20 protein-coding genes are annotated in these 26293 nt (G+C 37.5%); 2 read left to right on the top strand and 18 right to left on the bottom strand.

Annotated elements, in window-relative coordinates:
* The first annotated feature begins 96 nt into the window (after positions 1-96).
* Entirely contained in the window at positions 97-1239 is a 1143-nt protein-coding gene (locus M2919_RS01260; protein WP_248848979.1) for a tyrosine-type recombinase/integrase, read from the top strand.
* A gap of 102 nt (positions 1240-1341) precedes the next feature.
* Here M2919_RS01260 and lepA read toward each other — a convergent pair whose 3' ends face one another.
* Complete coding sequence (lepA, locus tag M2919_RS01255; protein WP_126761656.1) at positions 1342-3168, bottom strand: translation elongation factor 4; 1827 nt, start codon at positions 3166-3168, stop codon at positions 1342-1344.
* Positions 3169-3345: 177 nt separating this feature from the next.
* On the opposite strand from lepA, the gene M2919_RS01250 reads away from it, so the two are divergent.
* On the top strand, positions 3346-4566 hold the full coding sequence (locus M2919_RS01250; RefSeq protein ID WP_126761654.1) for a GNAT family N-acetyltransferase: 1221 nt from the start codon (positions 3346-3348) through the stop codon (positions 4564-4566).
* 41 nt (positions 4567-4607) lie between these two features.
* Here the strand turns inward: M2919_RS01250 and clpB are convergent, their stop codons facing one another.
* From clpB to M2919_RS01165, 17 genes are all read right to left on the bottom strand, one after another.
* Positions 4608-7199, bottom strand: coding sequence for an ATP-dependent chaperone ClpB (gene clpB, locus M2919_RS01245; protein ID WP_248848978.1), 2592 nt, complete (start codon positions 7197-7199; stop codon positions 4608-4610).
* Between the two features lie 115 nt (positions 7200-7314).
* On the bottom strand, positions 7315-7779 hold the full coding sequence (locus tag M2919_RS01240) for a hypothetical protein (protein WP_168413522.1): 465 nt from the start codon (positions 7777-7779) through the stop codon (positions 7315-7317).
* A gap of 19 nt (positions 7780-7798) precedes the next feature.
* The gene (locus M2919_RS01235) at positions 7799-8080 is read right to left on the bottom strand and encodes a DUF1294 domain-containing protein (RefSeq protein ID WP_023606146.1); all 282 of its coding nucleotides are present in this window, start codon (positions 8078-8080) and stop codon (positions 7799-7801) included.
* Positions 8080-9318, bottom strand: coding sequence for a peptidase T (pepT, locus tag M2919_RS01230; protein WP_222317971.1), 1239 nt, complete (start codon positions 9316-9318; stop codon positions 8080-8082). The genes M2919_RS01235 and pepT overlap by 1 nt, the downstream gene beginning before the upstream one ends.
* A gap of 13 nt (positions 9319-9331) precedes the next feature.
* On the bottom strand, positions 9332-10135 hold the full coding sequence (locus tag M2919_RS01225) for a Nif3-like dinuclear metal center hexameric protein (RefSeq protein ID WP_248848977.1): 804 nt from the start codon (positions 10133-10135) through the stop codon (positions 9332-9334).
* Positions 10125-10841, bottom strand: coding sequence for a tRNA (adenine(22)-N(1))-methyltransferase (locus M2919_RS01220; protein ID WP_168413526.1), 717 nt, complete (start codon positions 10839-10841; stop codon positions 10125-10127). The genes M2919_RS01225 and M2919_RS01220 overlap by 11 nt, the downstream gene beginning before the upstream one ends.
* 30 nt (positions 10842-10871) lie before the next feature.
* Complete coding sequence (locus tag M2919_RS01215; RefSeq protein ID WP_248848976.1) at positions 10872-11297, bottom strand: hypothetical protein; 426 nt, start codon at positions 11295-11297, stop codon at positions 10872-10874.
* Positions 11298-11419: 122 nt separating this feature from the next.
* Positions 11420-14707, bottom strand: coding sequence for a Cna B-type domain-containing protein (locus M2919_RS01210; protein ID WP_248848975.1), 3288 nt, complete (start codon positions 14705-14707; stop codon positions 11420-11422).
* A 449-nt stretch (positions 14708-15156) separates the two neighbouring features.
* Positions 15157-16269 carry an RNA polymerase sigma factor RpoD gene (gene rpoD, locus M2919_RS01205; protein ID WP_023605817.1) on the bottom strand — a complete coding sequence of 371 codons (1113 nt, stop codon included), beginning with the start codon at positions 16267-16269 and terminating at the stop codon, positions 15157-15159.
* 20 nt (positions 16270-16289) lie between these two features.
* On the bottom strand, positions 16290-18146 hold the full coding sequence (gene dnaG / locus M2919_RS01200) for a DNA primase (protein ID WP_248848974.1): 1857 nt from the start codon (positions 18144-18146) through the stop codon (positions 16290-16292).
* A gap of 111 nt (positions 18147-18257) precedes the next feature.
* Entirely contained in the window at positions 18258-20342 is a 2085-nt protein-coding gene (gene glyS / locus M2919_RS01195; protein WP_248848973.1) for a glycine--tRNA ligase subunit beta, read from the bottom strand.
* Positions 20342-21244 (bottom strand): glycine--tRNA ligase subunit alpha, encoded by a 903-nt coding sequence (gene glyQ / locus M2919_RS01190; protein ID WP_126761633.1) that lies wholly within the window; start codon positions 21242-21244, stop codon positions 20342-20344. The genes glyS and glyQ overlap by 1 nt, the downstream gene beginning before the upstream one ends.
* Before the next feature lie 273 nt (positions 21245-21517).
* On the bottom strand, positions 21518-22306 hold the full coding sequence (gene recO / locus M2919_RS01185; protein WP_222317985.1) for a DNA repair protein RecO: 789 nt from the start codon (positions 22304-22306) through the stop codon (positions 21518-21520).
* A 40-nt stretch (positions 22307-22346) separates the two neighbouring features.
* Positions 22347-23249, bottom strand: coding sequence for a GTPase Era (gene era / locus M2919_RS01180; RefSeq protein WP_248848972.1), 903 nt, complete (start codon positions 23247-23249; stop codon positions 22347-22349).
* Between the two features lie 21 nt (positions 23250-23270).
* A complete protein-coding gene (locus tag M2919_RS01175) occupies positions 23271-23666 on the bottom strand; it encodes a diacylglycerol kinase (RefSeq protein WP_248848971.1) in 396 nt (131 codons plus the stop codon).
* A complete protein-coding gene (gene ybeY, locus M2919_RS01170; RefSeq protein ID WP_126761627.1) occupies positions 23647-24114 on the bottom strand; it encodes an rRNA maturation RNase YbeY in 468 nt (155 codons plus the stop codon). The genes M2919_RS01175 and ybeY overlap by 20 nt, the downstream gene beginning before the upstream one ends.
* Positions 24114-26288 carry an HD family phosphohydrolase gene (locus M2919_RS01165; RefSeq protein WP_023605809.1) on the bottom strand — a complete coding sequence of 725 codons (2175 nt, stop codon included), beginning with the start codon at positions 26286-26288 and terminating at the stop codon, positions 24114-24116. The genes ybeY and M2919_RS01165 overlap by 1 nt, the downstream gene beginning before the upstream one ends.
* Positions 26289-26293 lie beyond the last annotated feature (5 nt).

The following is a 26293-nucleotide window of genomic DNA, read 5'->3' as shown; positions in this document are numbered from 1 at the left end:
GTAAATAAGATAATTAAATACAATAAATTAACTTATTTATTTACTAATGCTATGTTTTGTCACTAGATTTCGAATAATAAAGGAGGAAATACGATAATGAGAGGATATTTAAGGAAGCGAGGAAACAACTGGTATTATACGATAGATTTAGCAAAAGTTAACGGAAAGCGAAACAAAGTAGAAAGATACGCAGGTAAAACTAAAACTGAAGCGCAAGAAACTTTAAACAAAGTTATTAACGAATACCAAACTACAGGTACTATTCCAATAAATAGCAGCATTTCAACACACGATTACCTTGAGCATTGGTTTGAAAATTATGTGATGGTTGAATTAAAATTAAACACTCAAAAAAATTATAGAGGGATGTTAGATAAGCACATTCACCCAGCAATTGGAAATTATCATTTGAAAGATATCAAACCAGCCACTCTTCAAGAGCTATTAAATCAAAAAAAAGAAGATGGCTACGCTAAACAAACCTTAGCCATTATGAAAGGTATCTTTAATAAAGCTTTTTCAATGGCTGTATATCCCTATGAGTTTCTTAAGACTGATCCATCACAGTTTGTTAAAGTACCTAAATATGACCAAAAAGAGTGGAAAGATAAAGGGGATTTAAAAATTATTAGCTTAGATGACTTTAAAAAGCTTCAAGATACAGTTCCTAGCCATTCACCTTACTACATGGCAATGATGATTAGTTTTCAAACTGGATTAAGACGTGCTGAAGTATGCGGCCTACAGTGGAAAGATATCAACTTTGAAGAGGAAACTCTAACCGTCGTACAAATAATGATACAAGATGGTAAAAAATGGTTCCTTGGCACACCAAAAACGCAATCATCCTATAGAACAATTCACATTGGTCCTTCTCTTCTGTCGTTACTAAAAAAAGCTCAAATAAGGCAAAAAGAAAACAAATTGTTTTATGGCGATTACTATAACGAAACAGAGTTTGTTTGTACCAAAGAAAACGGTAAGCCCGTTACTTTAAACTCAATTAAGTGGTATACAGAAAAATATCGGAAAGAAAGTGGTGTAGACTATAACTTTCATTCTTTTAGACACACTCACGCTACGATGCTGCTTGAGAATGGAGCAAAACCAAAAGACATACAAGTAAGACTTGGCCACGCTCGTCTATCAACGACTATGGATACATACGCTCACGTGACTAAAAAGATGAAAAAGGAAACGGTTGATATATTTGAATCTATTCTGACTAAGGAAGCATAAAAATATCCGACATTCTACTAACATTTGAAAAAAATGTCGGAAGAATGTCGGAAAATACTATTATTCAATTGAATTCAAAGTGTGTAAACCTTGCTATATCAACTATTCATCCTCGTCCATTCTCAAGACGGCCATGAACGCTTCTTGCGGTACTTCTACGGATCCTATTGACTTCATCCGCTTTTTACCTTCTTTTTGTTTTTCAAGAAGTTTACGTTTACGGGAAACGTCACCACCATAACACTTGGCTAAAACGTTTTTCCTTAAGGCTTTGATATTAGAACGTGACACAATTTTTTGTCCGATCGCAGCTTGAACGGGCACTTCAAATTGTTGACGCGGAATAAGTTTTTTCAACTTCTCAACAATCGCGCGACCACGTTCGTAAGAGAAATCGCGATGAACGATGAAGCTTAGTGCATCGACTTTTTCATTATTTAATAAAATATCCATCTTAACAAGACGAGATTCTTTATAACCTATAATCTCGTAATCTAAAGAAGCATACCCTTTTGTATGTGATTTCAGTGTATCAAAGAAATCAAATACAATTTCAGATAGTGGCAATTCATAGACAACATTGACGCGATAGTCATCTAAGTAGTCCATTGTGACAAAGTCGCCACGTTTGCGTTGTGACAGCTCCATAACAGCACCAACATAGTCATTCGGAACCATGATACTAGCTTTTACATAGGGTTCTTCTACTGACTCAATCACACCCGGTTCAGGAAACTCAGCTGGGTTATCCACGATTACCTGTGTGCCATCCGTTTTATTGACATGATAAATAACAGATGGTGCAGTCGTAATAAGTTCTAAATTAAACTCACGTTCTAAACGTTCTTGAATCACATCCATATGGAGCAATCCTAAGAAGCCACAACGGAAACCGAAACCAAGAGCTTGTGAAGTTTCTGCTTCATAATCTAAGGCCGAGTCATTTAATTGTAATTTTTCAAGTGCTTCACGTAAATCATTGTATCGAGAATTATCAATTGGATACAAGCCACAGTACACCATCGGGTTCATTTTACGATAACCAGATAACGCTTCTGTTGCTGGATTATCTGCTAAGGTAACAGTATCCCCTACCTGTGTATCCTGTACGGTTTTAATACTTGCAGTAATGTAACCAACATCTCCCACTGATAAAACATCGCGAGCAATAGCTTTCGGTGAAAAGACGCCGACTTCCGTCACTTCAAACTTCTTACCGTTTTGCATTAGCATAATTTCATCACCAGGCTTGACCATACCGTCTACGATACGCACACTCAGTACAACACCACGGTAGCTATCATAAACCGAGTCAAAGATTAACGCTTTTAGCGGTGCTTCAATATCGCCATCCGGAGCTGGAACATTTTCAACAATTTGTTCTAAAATATCTTCAATTCCAATGCCTGATTTAGCACTTGCTAAAACAGCTTCTGATGCGTCAATTCCTACAACATTTTCTATTTCTGCACGGACTTTTTCAGGGTCAGCTGCAGGCAAGTCGATTTTATTGATGACTGGTAAAATTTCCAAGTCGTTATCAACTGCTAAATAAACGTTAGCTAAGGTTTGAGCTTCAATTCCCTGTGCTGCGTCAACAACTAATAATGCCCCTTCACAAGCCGCTAAGCTTCGTGACACTTCATACGTAAAGTCGACGTGACCTGGTGTGTCTATCAAATGAAAAATATATTCTTCGCCGTCTTTAGCTGTATACGTTAATTCGACAGCATTTAGTTTGATAGTAATCCCACGTTCACGTTCTAAATCCATTGAATCTAATAATTGATTTTGCATTTCACGTTCGGACACCGTTTCTGTTTGTTGTAAGATACGGTCAGCCAAGGTAGATTTACCATGGTCTATATGGGCAATAATCGAAAAATTCCTGATTTTCTCTTGTCTTTTTCTCATTTCTTCTAAATTCATTATCTATTCCTACTTTCTACTCAATCACCCTATGATTATAGCAATCTTAAGGCCGATTGTAAAAGTCTTTTGCTATCCCCCTTAAATTTTATCATGTTTTTTAGACAGATGGCATTTATTTCCCTATCTTTTTATTAATTTGGTATACTAAGGCTACCAACAAAGTGAGGGAATAACATGAATCGAGAGCAGATTAAACAAAAATTACAATTAAAAACCGTTGATATATCTCATTTAAGCCAATTTAACGAGTTACTTCGCTACGTTTTTCAAGTGACAGATGCTGATATTGAAGAAGGAGGTTACGAAGACGAGCAAGAAATTGCCCGTGCAAAACGTCCTGTTTTAGCAACGTCGGATGTGATTGGCTGGTTTGATGGAGATGATTTAATTTCACAAATCGCCGTCTATCCGTGTGAAGTTAATATCCACGGTACCCCATTTAACATGGGGGGTGTCACGGGGGTGGGAACTTACCCCGAGTATTCTAATTTAGGCTTGATGAAAGAGCTTATTGAAGTCGCTCTGACTAATATGCGCGAGCGTAATCAATGGATTTCGTACCTATATCCTTATAATATTCCCTATTACAGACGCAAAGGATGGGAAATCATCTCTGATAAAATGACGTTTTCAATAAAGGACTCTCAGCTACCCGCAGTTGTTCCTGTTCCCGGCTATATCGAACGGCTCGACCACGACCATCCTGACGTAAAAAAAGCGTATGATTCCTTTGCAAAACAAACACATGGTGCGATGATTCGCTCAGAACTCAATTGGGATGAATATTGGCGTTGGGAGAACGAAGAAGAACGCATTGCAGCTGTCTATTATGATAGTGAAGACAATCCTACTGGCTTTTGTTTTTATTGGTTAGCTGAAGATACGTTTCATATTAAGGAAATGATTTATTTAAACCAAGAAGCCCGTACTGGTCTTTGGAATTTTATTACCGCTCATTTCTCTATGATTGACCAAGTCGTCGGTAATACATATAAAAATGAGCCGATAGCCTTCACGCTTGATGATAGTGATATCACTGAAACCATTCAGCCATTCTTTATGGCACGAATTGTAGATGTCGAACAGTTTCTCGCTCACTATCCGTTTGAAAATGAAGCAGAGCCGTTTCATTTTGAGATCTTCGACCCCATTGCAAAGTGGAATAACGGGATTTTTTCGGTTAGCTGGACTGAAGAAGGTAATATTCAAGTGACGAATGAACCGATTGGAACCAAAGTCAGTCTTGATATCCAGACGCTCACGACAATGCTGATGAGCTATAAACGTCCACGCTATCTGTATCATTTAGGTCGTATTCAAACAGAAGCAATCGTGATTAAACAACTAGAAAAAATCATTCCAAATCAAACGGCATACTTTAGTGATTATTTTTAAGCAAAAACACCGTGCACCTCTAATGGGTACACGGTGTTTTTCTATTTTTCTGTTGATTCAAAGCGCAATTCATTATTTTCCACGGTAATAGTCACGACCGTATTCGGCATTAAATGACCGGCGATAATCTCTTTTGCTAAAGGTGTTTCGACGTGACGTGTTAAGAAACGTTTAATAGGTCTTGCTCCGTAGATTGGATCATAAGCATTTTCAGCAATCCAGTCTTGAGCAGCTTCAGAAATTTCTAATGTAATTTCTTGTTTTTCTAAACGTTCAGCCAATTGTCGTGTCATTTTCACGATAATGCCTTTAATATCGTTCATACTTAGTGGTGTAAATAGAATCGTGTCATCTACTCGATTTAAAAATTCTGGTCTAAAGTGACTTTGCAGCAATTGCATGACACTCTCTTGAGTACTTTCCGTGATTTTACCGTTTTCGACCCCTTCTAATAGAAGTTGTGAACCAATGTTACTTGTCATAATTAAGACGGTATTTTTAAAATCGACCACGCGTCCTTTAGAATCTGTTAAACGACCGTCATCCAATACTTGTAGTAGTATATTAAAGACATCCGGATGCGCTTTTTCAATCTCATCAAAAAGAATAACGGAATACGGTTGACGACGTATCGTTTCAGTTAACTGACCGCCTTCTTCATGTCCTACATAGCCTGGAGGAGCACCGATTAAACGAGAAACACTGTGTTTTTCCATGTACTCACTCATATCAATGCGCATCATATGTTCTTCTGAATCAAATAGATTCTCTGCTAACGCTTTGGCTAATTCTGTTTTACCTACCCCCGTTGGTCCTAAGAAGATAAATGAGCCTAATGGTCGGTTCGGATCATGCAAGCCTGCTCTTGAACGTATGACAGCATCTGCCACGGCGTCTACTGCTTCGTCCTGACCGATAACACGTTGATGTAACGTTTCATTTAAGCGCAGTAATTTATCACGTTCACCTTCGACTAAGCGTGACACTGGGATACCAGTTAATCGTTCTACTACAACGGATATTTCTTCGTCTGTTACTGATTCTTGTACGAGGCGACTATCATTTGCAGCATTTTTTTCTTCTAGTTCTTTTAACTCTTTTTCAAGTTGTGGAATCGTGCCATGACGTAAAACAGCGGCTTTTTCTAAGTCATAGTCATTTTCGGCATCTTCCAACTGACGTCGAGCTTGTTCGAGTTCACCACGTTTTTGGCTAACTTTATTGACTTCTTCTTTCTCTGTTTCCCATTTCATCTTGAGATTATTCGTTTCTTCTCTCAATTCTGCCAGTTCTTCTTGTAAAATAGCTAGGCGTTTCTTACTTGCATCATCATGTTCTTTTTTCAAAGCTGCTTCTTCAATTTCAAGCTGCATTAGACGACGTGTTACTTGGTCTAACTCAGTTGGCATAGAGTTCATTTCCACGCGAATGGTCGCACATGCTTCGTCGACTAAATCAATCGCTTTATCTGGTAAAAAGCGGTCGGTTAAATAGCGGTTGGATAAGGTTGCCGCAGCAACTAACGCATTATCATTAATATTGACACCATGATGCACTTCAAAACGCTCTTTTAATCCTCTCAGAATACTAATCGTATCCTCAACAGTTGGCTCGGGTACTAATACACGTTGGAAACGTCGTTCTAACGCTTTGTCTTTTTCCATATATTCACGATACTCGTCAAGCGTTGTCGCTCCAATACAATGTAGCTCTCCACGTGCTAACATCGGTTTTAATAAGTTACCAGCGTCCATACTGCCTTCTGTTTTACCAGCTCCGACAATATTATGTATCTCATCAATAAAGAGAATAATCTGCCCGTCACTCTTTTTGACTTCTTTAAGAACTGCTTTTAATCGTTCTTCAAACTCACCGCGGTACTTAGCTCCCGCGATTAATGCACCCATATCGAGCGAGAAGATTGTTTTATCTTTTAAATTTTCAGGGACATCTTTGCGCACGATTCGCTGTGCTAATCCTTCTACAATAGCGGTTTTACCAACACCTGGCTCCCCTAGTAATACAGGATTATTTTTTGTCTTTCGTGACAAGATACGAATCACATCACGGATTTCATCATCACGTCCGATAATTGGGTCTTGTTTTCCTTCACGTACTTGTTTAACTAAATCAATACCATACTTGTCTAAAGCATCGTACTGGTCTTCTTGGTTAGCGGAAGTGACACGTTCACCATTTCTCATCTCATCAATCCTTTCTTTTATTTTTCTATCATCGACATTATAAGTGTTTAAAAATTGACTTAGTGGATAGTGCTTCATCTTGGCTAAAGCCAAAAGTAAAACATCCGTTGAAAGATAATCATCGTTAAACGAAGCTTTTATCTCATTAGCGGATTGAAATAGATGACCAAGGTTTTGACTAAATGATTGGCCATACTGCACATTTTGACCTTCGATTACGGGTAATTCATCTAAGACAGTTTCAATCTTTTGTTGAAACTCTTCCATCGGAACACCTAAATCTTGATAAAAGTTATAAGAAAATTCACCCGGTTGTACGAATGATTTCCATAAGTGGGCCACATCGATTTCTTGATGATGTCGCATCATCGCTATTTGCTGAGCTTGTCCAAGTGCTTCTTGAACAGCCGTTGTCATTTGTTCTGCCATAGGGTTCCCTCCTTTAATCTTTTACAATTATTATTATATCTCTTTGGTCAATAAAGGTCAAAGAAAAACCATTAAAAAAAACTTACTTGAGAACACTTGCTCCCAAGTAAGTTTCTTATTGATAAAAGTGAAAACCTTCTTCTTTTAAATAACTCTCTGCTGCCTCTTTTGTTTTAAAGACCGCTTCGACACTTCCTGATGTCATAATCACAACCCATGCAAGGTTTTGATGTTGTAACTTCAATTCATCCGCGCGATCATCTCGCCACACTTCTGTGTAGCCCTCTTCAAAACCATTCGGTAATTTTTGTAAATAATCCATTGCCTCATTTACCAATAATCGAATCGTTTTTTCATCTTCATCAATCGCACTGATATAACCACTTTGCGTCTCAGATGCTGGTAAATACCCTGCATAAATCATCACATTATGACTTTTAGGATGAAGATTTTTCACGACCACCGTTTTGGCTACTTGACTATCTTCATAATGATAGTTTAAACGATTCATCGATATAGGCTGTACCGTTAATTCTGGGTAAGAGTCGAATATGGCTTTTTTCTCACTAAATGATAACATGCTTAATTCCTTTCAAATGCTATTTAATCCACCCAAGATAGGTGCCAAGTAATATCAATCCAATGATTGTCCCTAATTGGAAAATTATCACAAAACGTTTGCGTTCGCGTTTATGCTGAAACATGCTCATCGCAAGTAATCCCGCAACGCCACCACCTAATAATCCAGCAGTCAACATTTGCCATTCAGGAATTCGCCATCCATCTTTTTTTGCTTGTTGCCAATCTAAATACATAATAAAAAACAAGTAAAGATTTACAAATAGCAAGTAGGCTGGTATTGGGGATGAAGAAAAAAACATTACGCTTTTTCCTCATTCAATCGTACAATTTCAACAATGACATCCGTTGCTTTTTCCATGCTCTCAACCGCTACATATTCAAAGCGACCATGCATGTTTTCACCACCTGCAAAAATGTTAGGTGTCGGTAGTCCCATATAGGAAATCTTAGATCCATCTGTTCCCCCACGTACAGGTTCTGTATTAGGCTCAATACCTAATAATGTCATAGCTTCTTTTGCTAAATCGATAATACTCATATCTTTCTCAATAATTTCTTTCATATTGTAATATTGATCAGACATTTCAACTAAAACACGCTCTTCATCAAAGCGACTGTTAAGTTCTTTTTGAATATCTAAAATCATTTGTTTGCGTGCTTCAAATTTTTCGCGATCATGATCACGTATAATATAGCTCATCGTTGCTTCTTCTTCATTACCTGATAATTGCATCAAGTGGAAAAAGCCTTCGTATCCTTCTGTTTTTTCAGGCACTTCATCTGTCGGTAAAGCATTGTCAAAATCAATCGCCAATTTTAAGGCATTAATCATTGTATTTTTAGCAGTTCCAGGGTGGACATTTTTACCTTGAATAGTAATTTTCGCTTGAGCAGCACTAAATGTTTCATATTGCAACTCACCTACTGGTCCGCCGTCCATCGTAAAGGCAAAATCAACATCAAAATCTTCTACATCGAAGTGATTTGCACCAGTGCCGATTTCTTCATCTGGACCAAACGCCACTTTTACTTTTCCATGTTTAATCGTTGGCGAGTTCAATAAAATTTCCATTGCCGTCATAATTTCAGCAATACCCGCTTTATCATCCGCCCCTAAAAGAGTGCTGCCATCTGTAGTAATCAGCGTTTGGCCTTTATAGTTTTTAAGGTTAGGAAAATCTTTAACTGTTAGTTTATATTTACCTTCTTTATCTAAAGGAATATCAGATTTCCCGTCATAATTTTCTACAAATTGAGGGGAAACGCCGACTGCATTGAAATCTGCTGTATCCATGTGTGCAATAAACCCAATACTGCGGACATTTTCTTTGTCTGTATTACTTGGCAATTCTGCTGTAACAAAGCCATTTTTTTCATTATATTTGACATCAGATAAACCTAGTTCTTTTAATTCTTCTACTAGCGTTTTAGCAAATGCCACTTGCGATTCTGTAGAAGGTATTGTCGTGCTTTCTGGATTAGAACGTGTTTCTGTTTTGACGTATTTGATAAAACGTGGTACTAAATTGTCGTACATAGTATCTCTCCTCTTAATAAAATTTGAATGGATTTGTGTTTTCTTCAGAATAACAAATCTCTACATCCCAATTATACTCTTTTTTCCAATTTTGACACATATTTGCAATATGTTTCTTAGAATAGGCTTCAATATAGTGACCTGCATCGATAACCGTAAGACCGTCTGCTATCATATCGTGCCCCGTATGATAATAAACATCTCCAGTAATATATACGTCAGCCCCTTTTTTCAGCGCCTCTCGGTAAAACTTCTCACCGCTCCCCCCACATATTGCTACGCAACTCACTGGCTTATCTTCTACCGGACTAATGACACGCAAGCCATCAAGCTGAAAGGTCTCTTTCACATGCTGAATCATTTCTTGTAATGACATCGGCTCATCTAATTCCCCGATTCTACCAATCCCATAGCGATGCCCATCAATAAAGTGAGTTTCTTTAATATAACTTGTTCTCTTTATGCCTAACAATTCACAAAACCAGTCATTTAAACCATCCGGCACGATGTCCATATTAGTATGTGCTGCATAAACTGCAATATCGTGTTTTAAAAGATCGGCATACATTTTGGTTTGAGGACTATCTATGACTAAATCACGAACTGGTCGAAAAATAGGCGGATGCTTCGCAAGAAGCAAATCAATGTTCTTTTCAATGGCTTCCACTACTACTTCCGGTCGCACATCTAAAGTAATCATGACACGCTCTATTTCCTTATCTAAGGTTCCTATCTGTAAACCAACTGGATCGCCCTCTTCTGCTAGGTGCAAAGGAAAATGTCGCTCAAACTGTTGAATAAATACCTCAGCATTCATCCACTTTTATCTCCTCTCTAATCCAATGTAATTCTTGTTCAATAAATTTTATACGCTCGTGTTGCGACACTGTTGCTTTTTTAAGTTGCTCTAAAACATAACATCTTTTTTGATACTCGTCGCACCATTTCTTAACAAAGACAGATGATTTTTCTTTTAATAAATAAGGCCCGAAAAACAACTCTTTATCAGTTAATACGGTGTTGTCATTATCGCGCTCTGCAACAATAACTTCATAACGTTTACCATCTTCTTCAATTAACTCTTCCGCCAATATCTCGTAGCGATTGACTTGTAACCAAACCCTTAACGATTTTTCAGCAACATTGGGTTGTAAAATCAATCGTTCTTTTCCCGTTAACTTTTTATTTCGTTTACCTCGTTCTAGTATATCGCGAATTAAAACACCGCCCATACCAGCAATGGTAATGACACTAATCTCATCTTGTTCTGGTTGAATAACATCTAAACCATCCCCAAGACGAACAGAAATTACCTGTTCTAAATCGTTCTTTTGTACGACTTTCTTTGCTGACTGATAAGGCCCCTTTACGACCTCTCCAGCCAACCCAAAATCTAAACGACCATTCAAATATAACCAAGTTGGCAAATAACCATGGTCTGAGCCAATATCTGCTAAACGGCTCCTTCTAGGTACGTAATTTGCCACAGTTTGTAATCTCTTTGATAAATGTGCTTCATTCATAGTTAGTATCCATCCATTTCAATCTTCGTTCTATTTATTAACCTTTGAAACTGCCACGACAGAGTTCCCAGGTATTTGAGGGGGCAAAGAATTCGTCATGATAGGTGTTTCAGATAGTGTCACACTGACTGATTCTCCCTTTTTCAACTCGTCGACTGTTAAGCCGCCTTTTAATTGGTCTTCAGAAATATTTAACTGTACACCTTGCTCGCCTACCATTTTAAAAATCTCTTCAGAATCTTGTATCGGGTCAATTTGTTCAATCATCACCATAATGGTTTCTTGACTTTTCGTTGCATCTTCTTTCACAGTAGCATGCCACACTGTTTCAGAAGATGTTTGTGTTTCTACTATTGATTCTTCTGTTGCTTCACTCACATCTTCTGTTTTATTTTGACACGCAACTAAAAACAATGTTCCCAAAAGTAACGTTGTGCCAATCATTATTTTTTTCAAATCGCTCACCCCTTAGTTTTTTTCTTAGTACTCATTGTAACAGTTTTACCTCTCTTTAACTACCTATAACAAACACTTCTACAAAAAAAACTTCTTAGAATATTTTCTAAGAAGTTTATTTATTATTCTTTCATTTGTTTCGCATAGCCATAAATTAAACTCATCGCTACCATGACTAAACCTAACATCGTCAGTAGTACTGATTGACTTTCGTTTAGCTGTGGTAGGTGATTCGTAGATTTTTCTTCCTTTTTATCACTATCACTTACTGACTCTATTGGTTTTGATGGGTTTGAACTTTTCGGATCTGTTGGTTCCGTTGGTTCTGTTGGCTCTGTTGGCTCTGTTGGTTCCGTTGGCTCCGTTGGTTCTGTTGGTTCTGTTGGCTCTGTTGGTTCCGTTGGTTCTGTTGGTTTTGTTGGTTCTGTTGGTTCTGTTGGTTCTGTTGGCTCTGTTGGCTCTGTCGGTTCCGTTGGTTCCGTTGGTTCTGTTGGTTCTGTTGGTTCTGTTGGTTCTGTTGGCTCTGTTGGCTCTGTCGGTTCCGTTGGTTCTGTCGGTTCCGTTGGTTCTGTTGGTTCCGTTGGTTCCGTTGGCTCCGTTGGTTCTGTTGGTTCTGTTGGCTCTGTCGGTTCCGTTGGCTCTGTTGGTTCCGTCGGTTCTGTTGGTTCTGTTGGTTCTGTTGGCTCTGTTGGCTCTGTCGGTTCCGTTGGTTCTGTCGGTTCCGTTGGTTCTGTTGGTTCCGTTGGTTCCGTTGGCTCCGTTGGTTCTGTTGGTTCTGTTGGCTCTGTCGGTTCCGTTGGCTCTGTTGGTTCCGTCGGTTCCGTTGGCTCTGTTGGTTCCGTTGGCTCTGTTGGTTCTGTTGGCTCCTCTGGTTCTTCTGGTTCTTCTGGTAAAACAATTGGATCTTCTGGATCATACGTATTCGTAATTGTCATTCCGTTTACAGTAGAAATATAATCATTTGGAACATAAATCTCCGCGACTGTATAGTTATAACGATTTCCTAAATGATCAGTTTCCGGTAAATCTTTCCATGTATACTTTGTCTCTCCATCCATTAGTTTGATAACTTCACCATAGGCATTTCCATTTTGATAAAGCTGAACTTCGATAGTTGGTTTAACAATGGAACCACCTACCCAAACTTTTTCCATCGTAATATCTGTTTTAGGAACAACATATGTATTAGTAATAACAAAATCATCGATTGAAACATTGTAGTCACTTGGTACGTTAACTTCTGAAACAGAATAAGTGAAGTCATTTCCGTTTGAGTCAGTTAAGGGTAGATTATCCCATGTATATTCTGTCTCTCCGTTTTCTAAAGTAATAGCTTCACCATAGTTTTGACCATTTTGTTTAAGTTGAATTTGTATCGCTGGTTTTTCAGCTGGTCCATCAACCCAAACTTTCTTAACAGTTTTAGATGTCTCTGGGCTAACATAAGTATTAGTGATGATATTCCCTTCAATTGAAGCTTCATAATTTTCTGGTACGTTTACTTCTTTTACAGTGTACTGATAGTCTTCTCCATGCTCATCTGTTTCATCTAAATCAGTCCATGTATAAGTCGTTTTACCATCTTCCAATACTACTGTCTCACCAAATGCTTCATCATTTTGATAAAGTTGTAATTCGATAGTTGGTTTAACTTCTGGTCCACCTACCCAAACTTTTTCAGCAGTATAAGATACTTTATCTTTCTTGGCATTCACTACTACCACTTTGCCATCTTCATAAGTATAAGTTGGCTCTTTAAATTTTTTCGAAACTTTTTTATCAATAATCGTTTCTTTTACAGTGTATTCAATTTCTTGATCGGTATCTTTACCATTTTCATCTAAAACATATTTTGGTAATTGTTTAAATGTAAATGACTCTCTACCATTTTTAAAGATAGCTGTTCTTACAGGTTCTTTATTTCCTTTTTCAAATAATTCCACCAATATTTCGGGCTTTTCTTCATCATCCGCTAACCCAATCCATTGCTTTTCTACTGTTATTTGAGTCAGTTCTGGCGTTTCTTCTGGTAATTTATCATTTTCAATAACTATTTCATACGATTGAATTTCATCGTCAAATTTTACAAGTACCCATTTATCTTCTTCTAGTTTTTGATAACCTGAAGGAGCTTTTATTTCAGTTACTTTATACTTACCTTCTAATACTTTATCGCCATACATACCGCCTTCAACTTTTGCTACGCCATTTTCATCCGTCGTAACAGTGAATGCTTGATCAGGGTATGTACCATGGACTAAGCGGAATTCAGCTCCTGATAATCCTTCACCTGTGTCACTATCAATTTTTTTCAATGTTAGATAGCCTTGTGCATTTGTCGCACTTCCCCATCCAGATGCAAAGTACTCAGCACTTGCTTCTGACTCTCGCTCATGATCGCCTGCTTTTCCGTATATCGTGTTATTTAACATCACATATTGTTCGTCCGATGTACCATCATACTGTGTTTTATATTCTAGTTCGTAATATGATCTGACCATTTTTCCATTTGAATCCAGTCCTATGTCACGCGTATGAACCGTCACATCAAATCCCTTATCATGAGTTGTTAAAAGTAAGGAGTCTGTTACATCTGTTTTGTCTTCGCCATCTGGACCTGTAATAGCTGGATACACGTTTGTTCCATTTGTAAAACGTTCATATACGCGAACACTATCTTTTATTAAAACATGGTGATCGCCAATCTTATCTTGAACGTTTATCTCTCCAACGTGTTTACCATCATAGTTAACACGTAGATACCAAGTCACGATTCCCGTTGAATAATCAACTGCACCCATAGCTCCTTTTTGAACTAAATCTTCAGTTATCGGATCGCCATTAGGAATATATTGGTCTTCGATTCCAACTTCAGACCCTTGACCTACGTTAATCGTACCAAGATTAATTGTATGTTGATTATCCGATTCAAAAACAAGTGGTACATCCGTAGCTGTGTCATTGTCATGTTCGTCGACTGTAAATCCAAGCATGAAACCGCCTTTACGGTTTTTCATTCCTTCTATTTCATCTGTAAACGTAAAAACAAACCCTTGTTTACTCGCATCATAGCGACCAGTTCCATAAATAATTCCCGTTTTAGGATCTTTCAATTCAATCGGCATATCTTTAGGTGTCAACCCTGCGGGAATTTTTAACTCAAACGTATCGCCTGCTTCCCACATCTTCTCAGCGTTATCTTCAGGCAATTCCCAATCAGCACTTATCATAATGGAATTTCCTGGTTTATATGATTCTTGCTTCTTCGGAATGATTGTGAGATTTTTTATCACGCTGTCATTTTCTGAAGCTTTGAAAAGCGTCATAGTAGGTGATAATAATGAGAACACCATTGAGAAAACTATGATTAACGCCACACTTGATTGTTTAGATAGTTTAAATTTATGCATTTCCTTCATCCTTTTCTTTTTAGTTCAGATAAAGATTACCGTGTTTATTTAATCCGGCTTTCTTTTTCATCTGCCATCTAAGATACCAACAAAGGAATTTTATTCCAATTCACTTTTTGCGGATTCATGTGCAAAAAATGAATTGATTGTGATTTTATAATTACATATTTATTCCATGTATATCAATAAGTAAAGCTATTTACTAATATTGAACATCACAATGTTATTTTATTTACCCATCACGATATTTTTAAGTATATATTATTAAGCGGTTACAACATTGATAAGATAATTATTTTATAAAATAATATTTCAATCTTTTGTTTAGTGATAAACAGCACATACCTTATTTTTCTCATTGATATCACTTAAATTTTTATACAAAAAAACAACGTCTAAATGAATAAACGTTGTTTTCAGTATTAATTATTTAATTAGAATCATTCTCATTATTCTAAGAAATCTTTTAATTGTTTAGAACGTGAAGGGTGACGTAGTTTTCTTAAAGCCTTCGCTTCGATTTGTCGAATACGTTCACGCGTAACACCAAAGACTTTTCCAACTTCTTCTAAAGTTCGTGTACGTCCATCATCCAGACCAAAACGCAAGCGCAATACATTTTCTTCGCGATCGGTTAGTTGGTCTAAGACGCTTTCTAGTTGTTCTTTTAACATTTCATAAGCCGCATGATCAGCTGGACTGGTGGCATCTTGGTCTTCAATAAAGTCTCCTAGATGAGAATCATCTTCTTCACCAATCGGTGTTTCTAACGATACAGGCTCTTGAGATATTTTTAAGATTTCGCGTACTTTTTCAGTTGGTAAATCCATCTCAGCACCGATTTCTTCAGGTGTTGGTTCGCGTCCTAAATCTTGTAGTAATTGACGTTGAATACGAATTAGTTTATTAATAGTTTCCACCATATGCACAGGAATACGAATTGTACGAGCTTGGTCAGCAATTGCACGGGTAATCGCTTGACGAATCCACCATGTGGCATAGGTAGAGAATTTAAACCCTTTTGTATGGTCAAATTTTTCTACCGCTTTCATTAATCCCATATTACCTTCTTGAATTAAATCTAAGAATTGCATACCACGACCCACGTAGCGTTTGGCAATACTTACAACTAAACGCAAGTTAGCTTCTGCTAATTTTTGTTTCGCTTCTTGGTCACCATCTACAATACGTAAAGCAAGCTCTACTTCTTCTTCCGCTGTTAAAAGGTCAACACGACCGATTTCTTTAAGATACATTCTGACTGGGTCATTGATTTTAACGCCTGCTGGTGCCGACATATCTTCTAGTTCTTTTTTATCTATTTCTTCTTCAGAGGCTAAGCTTTGTTTTGCTGGCTCGCCATCTTCATCAACGACACTAATCCCTTGATCTTCGATACGTTGAATTAAATTGTCCATACCTTTGGCACCTAATTCATAAGGGGTTGCAATACGATCTGTTAATTCATCATATTGTACCGATCCTTTTGGCTTATACTCTTTAATTAAAGACGTTACCGCTTGATCGTACGTCAATTTTGTTTTTTTCTCTTGTTGTCCCACAGTATGGCCTCCTCTAATGTTTAAATCACATCTAATTGTCTTTTTTTATCAATCAACGATAAACTAATGGTCAATTGTTTATCTATATCCCCATTCTTTTGTACTTCTACAAGCTCTTTTTCCAATTTTGTTATTTCTCGAAGTAAACGATATCGTTTAAAGACACGTTCATAGTCGACTATTTCTTGTTCATTACTTTCTTCTGACATTTCTAAATACATAATCGTGACAATCAATTTCTTAAGATAGTCCTCTTTTACATAATCTAAAAAACCACCTATATCAGCTCCCGAATAAGAACTTTTAAAATCGATTAAATGATTGAATATTTCTTGATATTGGACATCTAAAAAAGAAAAATCTTCTCTCATTTGAAAACGTCGCAAGATATCTTCTTCCGTCATCATTCGATATAATAACATTCGTTGAGTCTTCTCTAATAATGATACCTTATTTTGTGGGGTACTGACAACTTGGTTTTCAATTATGACATCTCGCGTTCGATTTTCTCGTCGTTCTTTAGCCTTTGCGGACGCTCGATTCGACGAAATATACTGAGATAAATCTGAACGAATCGCGTCTTCTGTCAATTCGTAATCTTTCGCAATTTGTTGAATATATAAATCACGTTCGACTACCGACGAAACCTTGGATAATTCTTGCAGCACCTTTTGAATAAAATCTAATTTACCTTGTTCTGTTTGCAGATTGTACTGCGTGTCATAATAACCTGTTTTAAAAGAAAAGGGAGTTTGTCGTTGATTTTTTATAAAATTCTGAAAACGCTCAGCGCCCTCTCGCTTAATAAATTCATCCGGGTCCCACTCATTGGGCAATTTCATCACATTAACATCAAAATGTCGTTGCGCTTCTAACACTTCCAATGCTCTCATACTAGCATTAAGTCCCGCACTGTCACCGTCATAACAAATTAACAGTTTACTGCAAGATTTTTTTAACATTTGAATTTGTTCATTCGTCAAACTCGTTCCCATTGAAGCGACACCATTTTGGACATCGGCTCCCCATGCAGCAATCACATCCATAAATCCTTCAAACAAAATAATTTCGCCTGTTTTTCGCGCTATTTTTTTTGCCTCACGGTGATTATAAAGAACATTTCTTTTATTAAATAGGCTGGTTTCAGGACTATTAAGATACTTAGGACTTTTACGGTCTGATTCTCCTTGTTCTTCGAATAATCTTCCAGAAAATGCAATCACTTGATCGTGATCGTTATGGATTGGAAACATAATCCTGCCGAAGAATCGATCGAGCAAACGACCATCATCAGTTTCAGAAAATAAACCACTCGCTTTCAATTCTTCTGAATTAAAACCTTCTTGCACTAGTATTTTTTCTAAAAACTCACGTTGATTAGGTGCAAGTCCAACTTGAAAATGCGTTAGCTGGTCGTGTGTCATGCCACGACTCTCTAAATAATCTAAAGCGGCTTCCCCCATCTGAGTGTTCATTAACAAATGATGATAGACATCTGCTACCCGCTGATGAATCGCTACTAGGCGTTGATTAAGGCGTCTTTCAGGACTCACTTCTCTGTCTTCTTGTCGGTCAAACTGATACTCTACCGTCAAGTGCGACATTTCCGCAACTTTCTCGACTGCTTGTGGAAATGAATAGCCTTCAATTTCTTCGATAAAACGAAAAACATTGCCGCCCTTCCCGCATCCAAAACAATGAAATATTTGTTTATCTTCTACCACTGAAAAAGAAGGAGATTTTTCCTCATGAAAAGGGCACAAACCAAAATAATTTTTTCCTGACTTTTTAAGTTGGACATACTGACCGACAACGTCTACAATATTCGTACTTTCGCGAATATCTTGCAACACTTCTTCAGGAATTCGATTAGACATGCTCTCTCTTCCTTTCCATATAGTCATCAAAAGTCGCACAAACAAATTGTATGTGCGACTTTAGCTACTCTTATTATTATACCACACTATGTTGTTTCGAGAAATATTTTGTTATTTCGTCAAGAGTAAGTCAATACTGGCAATCGTTAAAATCATATCGGATATCTTAGCTAACTGACGTAAGCGGTTATTACGTACGGCTTCATCATCAGACATGACCATAGTTTCTGCGAAATATTGTTCAATAATTGGTGCCAGTTCACGTAGAGCAGTCATACGTTCAGCCATATCCGACTGTTCTAAATCTGACATTTCTTCGACCGCTTTATATAAAGAGGCTTCATGTTCATTTTCAAATAAAGCTGGATCAACTTTTTCATTTAATGTTTCCGCAATCATCTCTTGACCTTTCCGTGCTAAATTCATCACACGTGTCAATGCTTCAATCGTTGGTTTGAAGTCTTCACGATGTTGACTGTCTTTTAATAAACGCGCAGCTTCAATCATTTTCAACAAGTCTTCTTGTTCACCATTTACAACGGCTTCAATAATATCATGACGAATTTCTTGTGACGCTAAGAATTGCTTCAAGCGCCCTTTCACGAAGTCAACTAGCTTATCGTCTCCATCTTCAAGAGAAACACCGTAGTAACTACTGTCTTCATTAATGATTTTGGCAATTTCACGGTGCAAGTGAAGTAGAGGATAACCCCATTGTTTATTTTCTATGATTCGGATAATACCGTAAGATTGTCTTCTAAGTGCGTAAGGGTCATTACTACCCGTTGGAAATAGTCCTGCTTTGAAGAACGTCATCACAGTATCTAACTTATCCGCAATTGCTAAAACCGCACCAATATCTGTTTGTGGTAAGTCACCATCGCTAGAAGTAGGAAGATAATGTTCACGAATGGCCGTCGCAACAGCTGGGCTTTCACCTTGAATCAAGGCATATTTTTCTCCCATAATCCCTTGCAACTCTGGGAACTCTCCAACCATATTTGTCATTAAGTCAAATTTATAAATCTGACTAGCACGTCTTAAATCTTCTTGTTCTGCTTCACTTAAACCAACTTCTTTGGCAATTAATTGAGCAATCGCTTCAACGCGATGCCCTTTTTCTTCCATCGTTCCTATTTTTTCATGGAACGTAACATGTTTTAACTTTTTAACTTGCGTTTCAATGGCAATGGCTTGGTCTTCTTTGAAGAAGAAGTCTGCGTCTTCAAGTCTTGCCTTCAACACTTTTTCATTTCCTGCAATCACATTGTCAATATGCTCATCGTTCCCATTACGGACACCAATGAAGTAAGGCTGTAATGCTCCATTTTGGTCACGGACGTCAAAATAACGTTGATGTTCACGCATGCTTGTGACTAAGACGATATCGGGAATCTCTAAATATGCCGGTTTAAATTGCCCGACAAAAACAGTAGGGTATTCGACTAGATTTGTAACTTCTTCTAATAACCCTTTATCTTGTTCTATTTGCCACTGATGTTTTTTAGCCAGTGCTTGTATGTCTTCTCGTATCATAGCCATACGTTCTTCACTATCTACAATCACATATTCCTTTTTTAATGCTTCCACATAGTCGGTAGCTGAGGCAATTGACACCTCTCCACCTAAGAAACGATGTCCACGTGATATGCGACCTGCTTTCACATCTAAAAATGACATGTTGACCACTTCATGATCCAACAAAGCTACTAACCAATGAACCGGACGAATATATTCAAAATCATGACTTCCCCAGTGCATCGTTACAGGAAAATGAAGTTTTTTAACGACCGTCATGATGTCCGGCAAGATCTCACGTGCTGCCTTACCTTCGATAAACTTATCGACAAAGACATACTCTTCTCCTTTTACCACTTCAATATATAAATCATCTGGTGTGACACCTTGTCCTCTAGCAAATCCTTGTGCGGCTTTCGTCCAATTCCCCTCTGCATCTTGCGCAATTTTCTTAGAAGGTCCTTTTGCTTTTTCAGAAATATCTGTTTGCTTATCAGCTAAATTAACAATCTCAAACGCGAGACGTCTTGGTGTTGCGTACATTTTTATCATGTCATATGTGAGACGTTCTTCTTCTAAAAATGTTGCTACTTTTTCTTTTAACTGTTTAACGGTTGGAAACACAACTCGAGCAGGCATTTCCTCTAAACCAATTTCAAGTAAAAATGTGTGCGTCATTATGCTTCCTCCTTTTCTTCTACTTCTTTTAATAATGGAAAACCTAGTTTTTCACGTTCCGCGACGAATTTCTTAGCTAATTGACGGGCCATATTACGTATACGCGATAAATAGCCTGCTCGTTCGGTTACTGAAACCGCTCCACGAGCATCTAACAAGTTAAACGTATGACTGCATTTTAAAACATAGTCGTAAGCTGGATGAACCAAATTTTCATCAATGCAGCGTTGTGCTTCTCTTTGATACATTTCAAATAATGTTAAAAGCATTTCTTGATTGCTTGTATCAAATGAATAGGTTGAATGTTCAAATTCAGGTTGTCCGAAGATTTCTCCGTATTTAATCCCTTCCGTCCATTCTAAGTCATAAACACTTTCTACTTCTTGAATGTATGAAGCTAATCTCTCAATCCCGTATGTTAGTTCGACAGTCACAGGATGACAGGCTAAACCACCTGCTTGTTGAAAGTATGTAAATTGAGTGATTTCCATCCCATTTAACCAAACTTCCCAACCTAGACCAGCACATCCCATAGAAGGATTCTCCCAGTTATCTTCAACAAAGCGAATATCGTGTTCTAATGGGTCAATTCCAAGTAGTTTTAAACTTTCTAAATATAATTCTTGAATATTATCTGGTGAGGGTTTCATTACAACTTGAAACTGATGATGTTGATATAAACGGTTTGGATTTTCACCATAACGACCGTCATCAGGACGACGTGAAGGTTCTACATATGCCGCTGCCCATGGCTCTGGTCCAATCGCACGTAGAAAAGTATACGGACTCATAGTACCTGCCCCTTTTTCTGTATCATAGGCTTGTAGTAACAAGCAGCCTTGTTCTGACCAAAACTTTTGTAAAGTTAAAATCATTTCTTGAACGGTTAATTTCTTTTTCATGACGTAGCTCCTTTTTGTATTTTAGACAATAAAAAAACCTATGTCTAACAACGTTGTTAAACATAGGGACGATTTATCGCGGTTCCACCCTACTTCCAGTTTCCTGGCAGCTTTTTTAAAATTACTCAGAAGTGCCTACATAAAACGATTACTAGTTGACTTTCAGCCTCGATCAACTTCTCTTTTCAAGTAAAAACTGTTTTATTTTTTCTCCCTCAACGTAATGATTCATTTACCTTATCATAGCCTCTTAACCCTTGCTTTGTCAATAGTTTAGTCATGACTTTCAGTGTCGGAAGGTTTTAATAATCCTTCCCACTCTTTCATTTGGTCGATAAACCGTTTGCTTTTCGGTTTGACACCAACAAAATCATGATAAAGCTGGTCAATTGCTTCACGCAAGTGATTCTTTGTCACTTGCTTAACGTGAATTTGATTTAATTGTTCCAAACTTACGTTGGCCAATAGCCTTAATACATGCACCGCTTTAGGATCAAAATGATAACGGTGTGGGTCACAATCAAAGTGATTCGCACAAAGCAACCCGTGATACTGGCTTGAAAAATCAAAAACACCTTGATGCGTCCCACATACTTGACATGCTCGCCAATCAAAGTTGACACCAAATCGTTCTAACAACTGAATTTCATATAAGTTAGTTAAGATTTCTGGATCTTTTCCTTCATCGATTAAACGTAATACATCTCGTGTAAAGCCATATAAGGCAGGGTCATAGTGATTATCTTCAATTGCCAAATCAGCTAGATTTAAAATATATGTACCGTAAGCATTTAAAAAGATGTCATGTTGAAGTTGACTAAAATATCGGATGTCTTTCGCATCATTTAAAAAAGATAGCCCTTCTTGTTTCAACGTCCCGATATAATTAGCTTCGGTAAAAGCTAATAATGCCGGACGTAACGGATGGTTTTTCCGTGTCACGTTTTTTACAAAGAACATTTTCTTCCCATATTTTTCAGTAAATAACTTGACGAGCATATCTTTCTCACGATGTTTACGTGTAAAAAGAAGCAATGCTTTGGTCTCTTCCATATAGTTCATCGGAACGCCTTCTTTCTAAAAAAAGGATTACTAGCAACTGCTAATAATCCATTTCACGATAACCAAAACTTTGAAGCTGGCGTTGTTTATCACGCCAGTTTTTTTCTACTTTAACCCATAATTCCAAATAGACATGGTCACCAAGAAGATTTTCAATATCTTTACGTGCTTTAATACCGATGTTTTTCAACATCTTTCCACCTTTACCAATGATAATCCCTTTTTGGCTCGTTTGTTCGACAATAATATTCGCTCGGACATGAATCTTATCATATTCATCTCGCGACATGTCTTCGACCACAACTGCCACGGAATGAGGCACTTCTTCATGAGTTAAATGTAAAACTTTTTCTCGAATCAATTCACTCACAACAAAATACTCTGGGTGGTCGGTTACTTGGTCAGCTGGGTAATATTGAGGTCCTTCTTCTAAGTAAGTTTCCAATGTTTCTAATAATTTAGGAACGTTATTTCCTTCCGTAGCAGAAATCGGCATGATTTCCGCAAAAGGCATGAGGGCTTGATAATCCTCTATAATCTCAAATAGTGCATCAGGATGAATCGTATCAATTTTATTGATAATTAAAAACACAGGTGCTTCTACATTTTTAAGTCGTTCGATAATAAAATTGTCACCAGGTCCTCTTTTTTGATCAGCACTGACTAAAAATAAAACAGCATCTACTTCACGTAAAGCACTGTATGCTGCTTCAACCATAAAGTCTCCCAACTTATGTTTAGGTTTATGAATACCCGGTGTGTCAATAAACACAATTTGACTGTCGTCAGTTGTGTACACTCCTTGGATTTTATTACGCGTCGTTTGTGCTTTGTCACTCATAATCGCGATTTTTTGACCAATAATTCGATTTAATAACGTCGATTTCCCTACATTTGGGCGACCAATTATCGCTACAAAACCTGAACGAAAGCTATCTGTCATTTCATATCCTCTTTTCCATTTTTAGTAAAACGCCATTATCTTTGGAACTAAGATAATAAGAGCGACGACTACTGCTAAACAAGCTGTTAGTAAGACAATGCCTGCTGCTAAGTCTTTAATTTTTTTGGCTAATGGATGATACTCATGCTCGGTAATAAAATCAACAATGTTTTCAATCACCGTATTGAGTAACTCCATCAATAACACGAGAAAAATCATCGCTATCATCCAAAGCCATTCTTGTTGAGTTAGTTGAAAGAAAAATCCCACTACAACCGCCACACCGCCAAGTGCGATATGCGTACGAAAATTACGTTCTTCTTTCAACGCCCATTTCAACCCATCAAAAGCATGCATAAACGCTTGAGAAAAGCGTTTGTTTTTTTCAAGTTGCGGTTTACGATCTTGATAAGCCATAACTATCTAAAATCTTTCTTTGTAAGCCAAACATTTCCGCTTCATCTTCTGGCGTCATATGGTCGTAGCCATTTAGATGTAAAAAGCCATGAAGCGCGAGAAAACCAAGTTCTCGCTCTTCACTATGCCCATACTCTAATGCCTGTTCTTTTGCTTTTTCAGTCGAGATTAAAATATCTCCGAGATTTCGAGGTATGCCAAGTTCTGACATCATCTCAAGTCCTTCTACATCATCTTCGATGGCAAAGCTGATAACGTCAGTTGCGACATCCTTACCACGATAATCACGATTATACACTTGAATCGCTCGGTTATCCATGAATGTAAGAGACAGTTCTGCCTCTGACTCAATATCAAGATAGTTTGCTGCATGCTCTAATAGAGATAAAATTTGTTCGATATCTTTTGTACTTAAAGATTCTGTTTGATCTATTACGCTTACTTCCATTATTTCTCGCTCTCCTTCAACTCTTTTTTCATTTTCGGATATTCAATTCGCGAATGGAAAGTACTACATAAACCATTAATTAACGATTTTTCGACAATACGAATTTCAGCTAAAGTTAAGCCTGATTCATCTAACTGTCCATCTAATATTCTTCGTTCAACTAAATCATATACGAATTCTGCAATTTTTTCATTCGTCGGTTCTTTCATCGCTCGTATTGCAGCTTCACACGTATCCGCTAAACTAACAACCGCTGCTTCACGTGTTTGTGGACGTGGTCCCGGATAACGAAAATCTGCTTCTGTCACATCTGGATTGCGTTCTTTAGCTTTCGCATAAAAGAAACTCATCAAGGTAGTCCCGTGATGCTGTTGACAAATATCTATGACTAATTGTGGCATTTTTTCTTTCTTTAGTATTTTTACCCCTTCCGAAACATGAGAAAAAATGATTTCTTTGCTATCTTCAGGGAGTAAAAAGTTATGTGGATTATCTGCTCCTGCAGGTAAGTTTTCAACGAAGAAATTGACGTGCTTAATTTTACCGATATCGTGATAATAACAAGCAACTCGTGTCAATAACGAACGTCCGCCTATTTCTGCAACCGCATTGGCACTAAGACTAGCAACCATCATACTATGATGATATGTACCTGGCGCTTCCTCTAAAAGTTGTTTTAATAAAGGATGGTTAGGATTACTTAATTCATTTAACACTAGGACACTATCGTCATTTAATAATAATTCAATATATGGATGCAAACCAATGGACATCAGATAACTGAATAAACTGCCAATAAACGCGCTTAACAAACTAGCAATCATATAATCATCGCCTAAATTCATTCCTTGATAAATCGTCATAATAAAGACAAATATAACTGGGAATAAAATCAGCCAAATTACTGCCGGCGCGATTTGACGGCCTATGCGTTCACGTTGAATTAATGTAGCCATTAATCCAGTAAATAGATAGGTCATCGTAATCATTACCATCGTACTCGTACCGCCTAAGTCATAAAAAACAAAGGACGCAAACGCTACTTGGAATAGTGCGCCAAGAACACTGGCTCGTCGACTTATAAAAAGATTTAATATTAATGGCACAAAGCCCGCTGGGAAAATCATCGGCACAAATGAAAGGTTCTCAGTCAAGAAAACGGCTACTGCCTTCATTAATAAGACACTGATTAACATCATAAACACATAAAAATTGATAAAACGGAATTGCTGTTTTTCATGCGTTGTCGTTCTAACCAACCACAGTAAGAGAGCGATTTGAAGCACGATTAATAATACAAGCGCTACTACTGGAAACATCGATGGTGTTTGATTTGTTAATCCCAGTAATTTGAGTTTTTGATAAGCGCGGCTATCAATTTGTACGCCTTCTCTAACAATCACTTCACCGTAATAAATCATCACAGGACTGACATTCGCTCGTGCTGCTTCTTTCATCTCTTCTGTTTTCTTTTCATCGAGTACTTCATTTACCACAATCGCATTATCTGTAATATAGCGAACTAATTGTTGTTCACTATTATCTAATTCTGATAAACGAATTTGGTCGTAAGCGTTCTGTTTGATACTCGCAATATTATCCGAGCGAATATGCTCTTTCATTGTTTCTTCAATAATATTGACACTGGTATCGCGTACTAGTGCTAATTTCTCATCATCTAACTGGAAAACAGATTCATAAAAAACGTTCGGAATGGTTTGATAATAAGCTAACGCTTCAGCACTCACTTTTTCAAACTTGCTTTTTAAAAGGGCTACGTGCTCCTCAACAGTCGGATATTTCACGACTTCATCTTTTTTAGCTTTCGCAACTTTTGCATCATAACGTTCTTTTAACTCACGACGTGTTTCATTAATATCTTCGTATAGTTGAATTGTCGCTTCAACACGCAAATGCCCGATACTTTCATCAAAGTTATACTTGGGCGTGACGGCCTCTTCGGCTAACCGTTTCTTTTCTTCTGTCTCCGCCTTATTTTCAATACTCTTGTTCGCACGAATCGTCTCACTTGCTAGATGACCTTCACGAATATCCAAGTCTTTAGGGCGTACATTACTGTATAGAAACAAGAATAGTAATATCCCAAAAATAACCGAGATAATTAAGATATATCGTTTTCCAAATCGTTCCTTTAGCCCTTCAAATTTATACATGTTGT

The sequence above is a fragment of the Vagococcus lutrae genome (assembly GCF_023299185.1).
Taxonomy (GTDB): domain Bacteria; phylum Bacillota; class Bacilli; order Lactobacillales; family Vagococcaceae; genus Vagococcus_A; species Vagococcus_A lutrae.
This window is presented reverse-complemented; position numbering and strand designations above follow the sequence as displayed.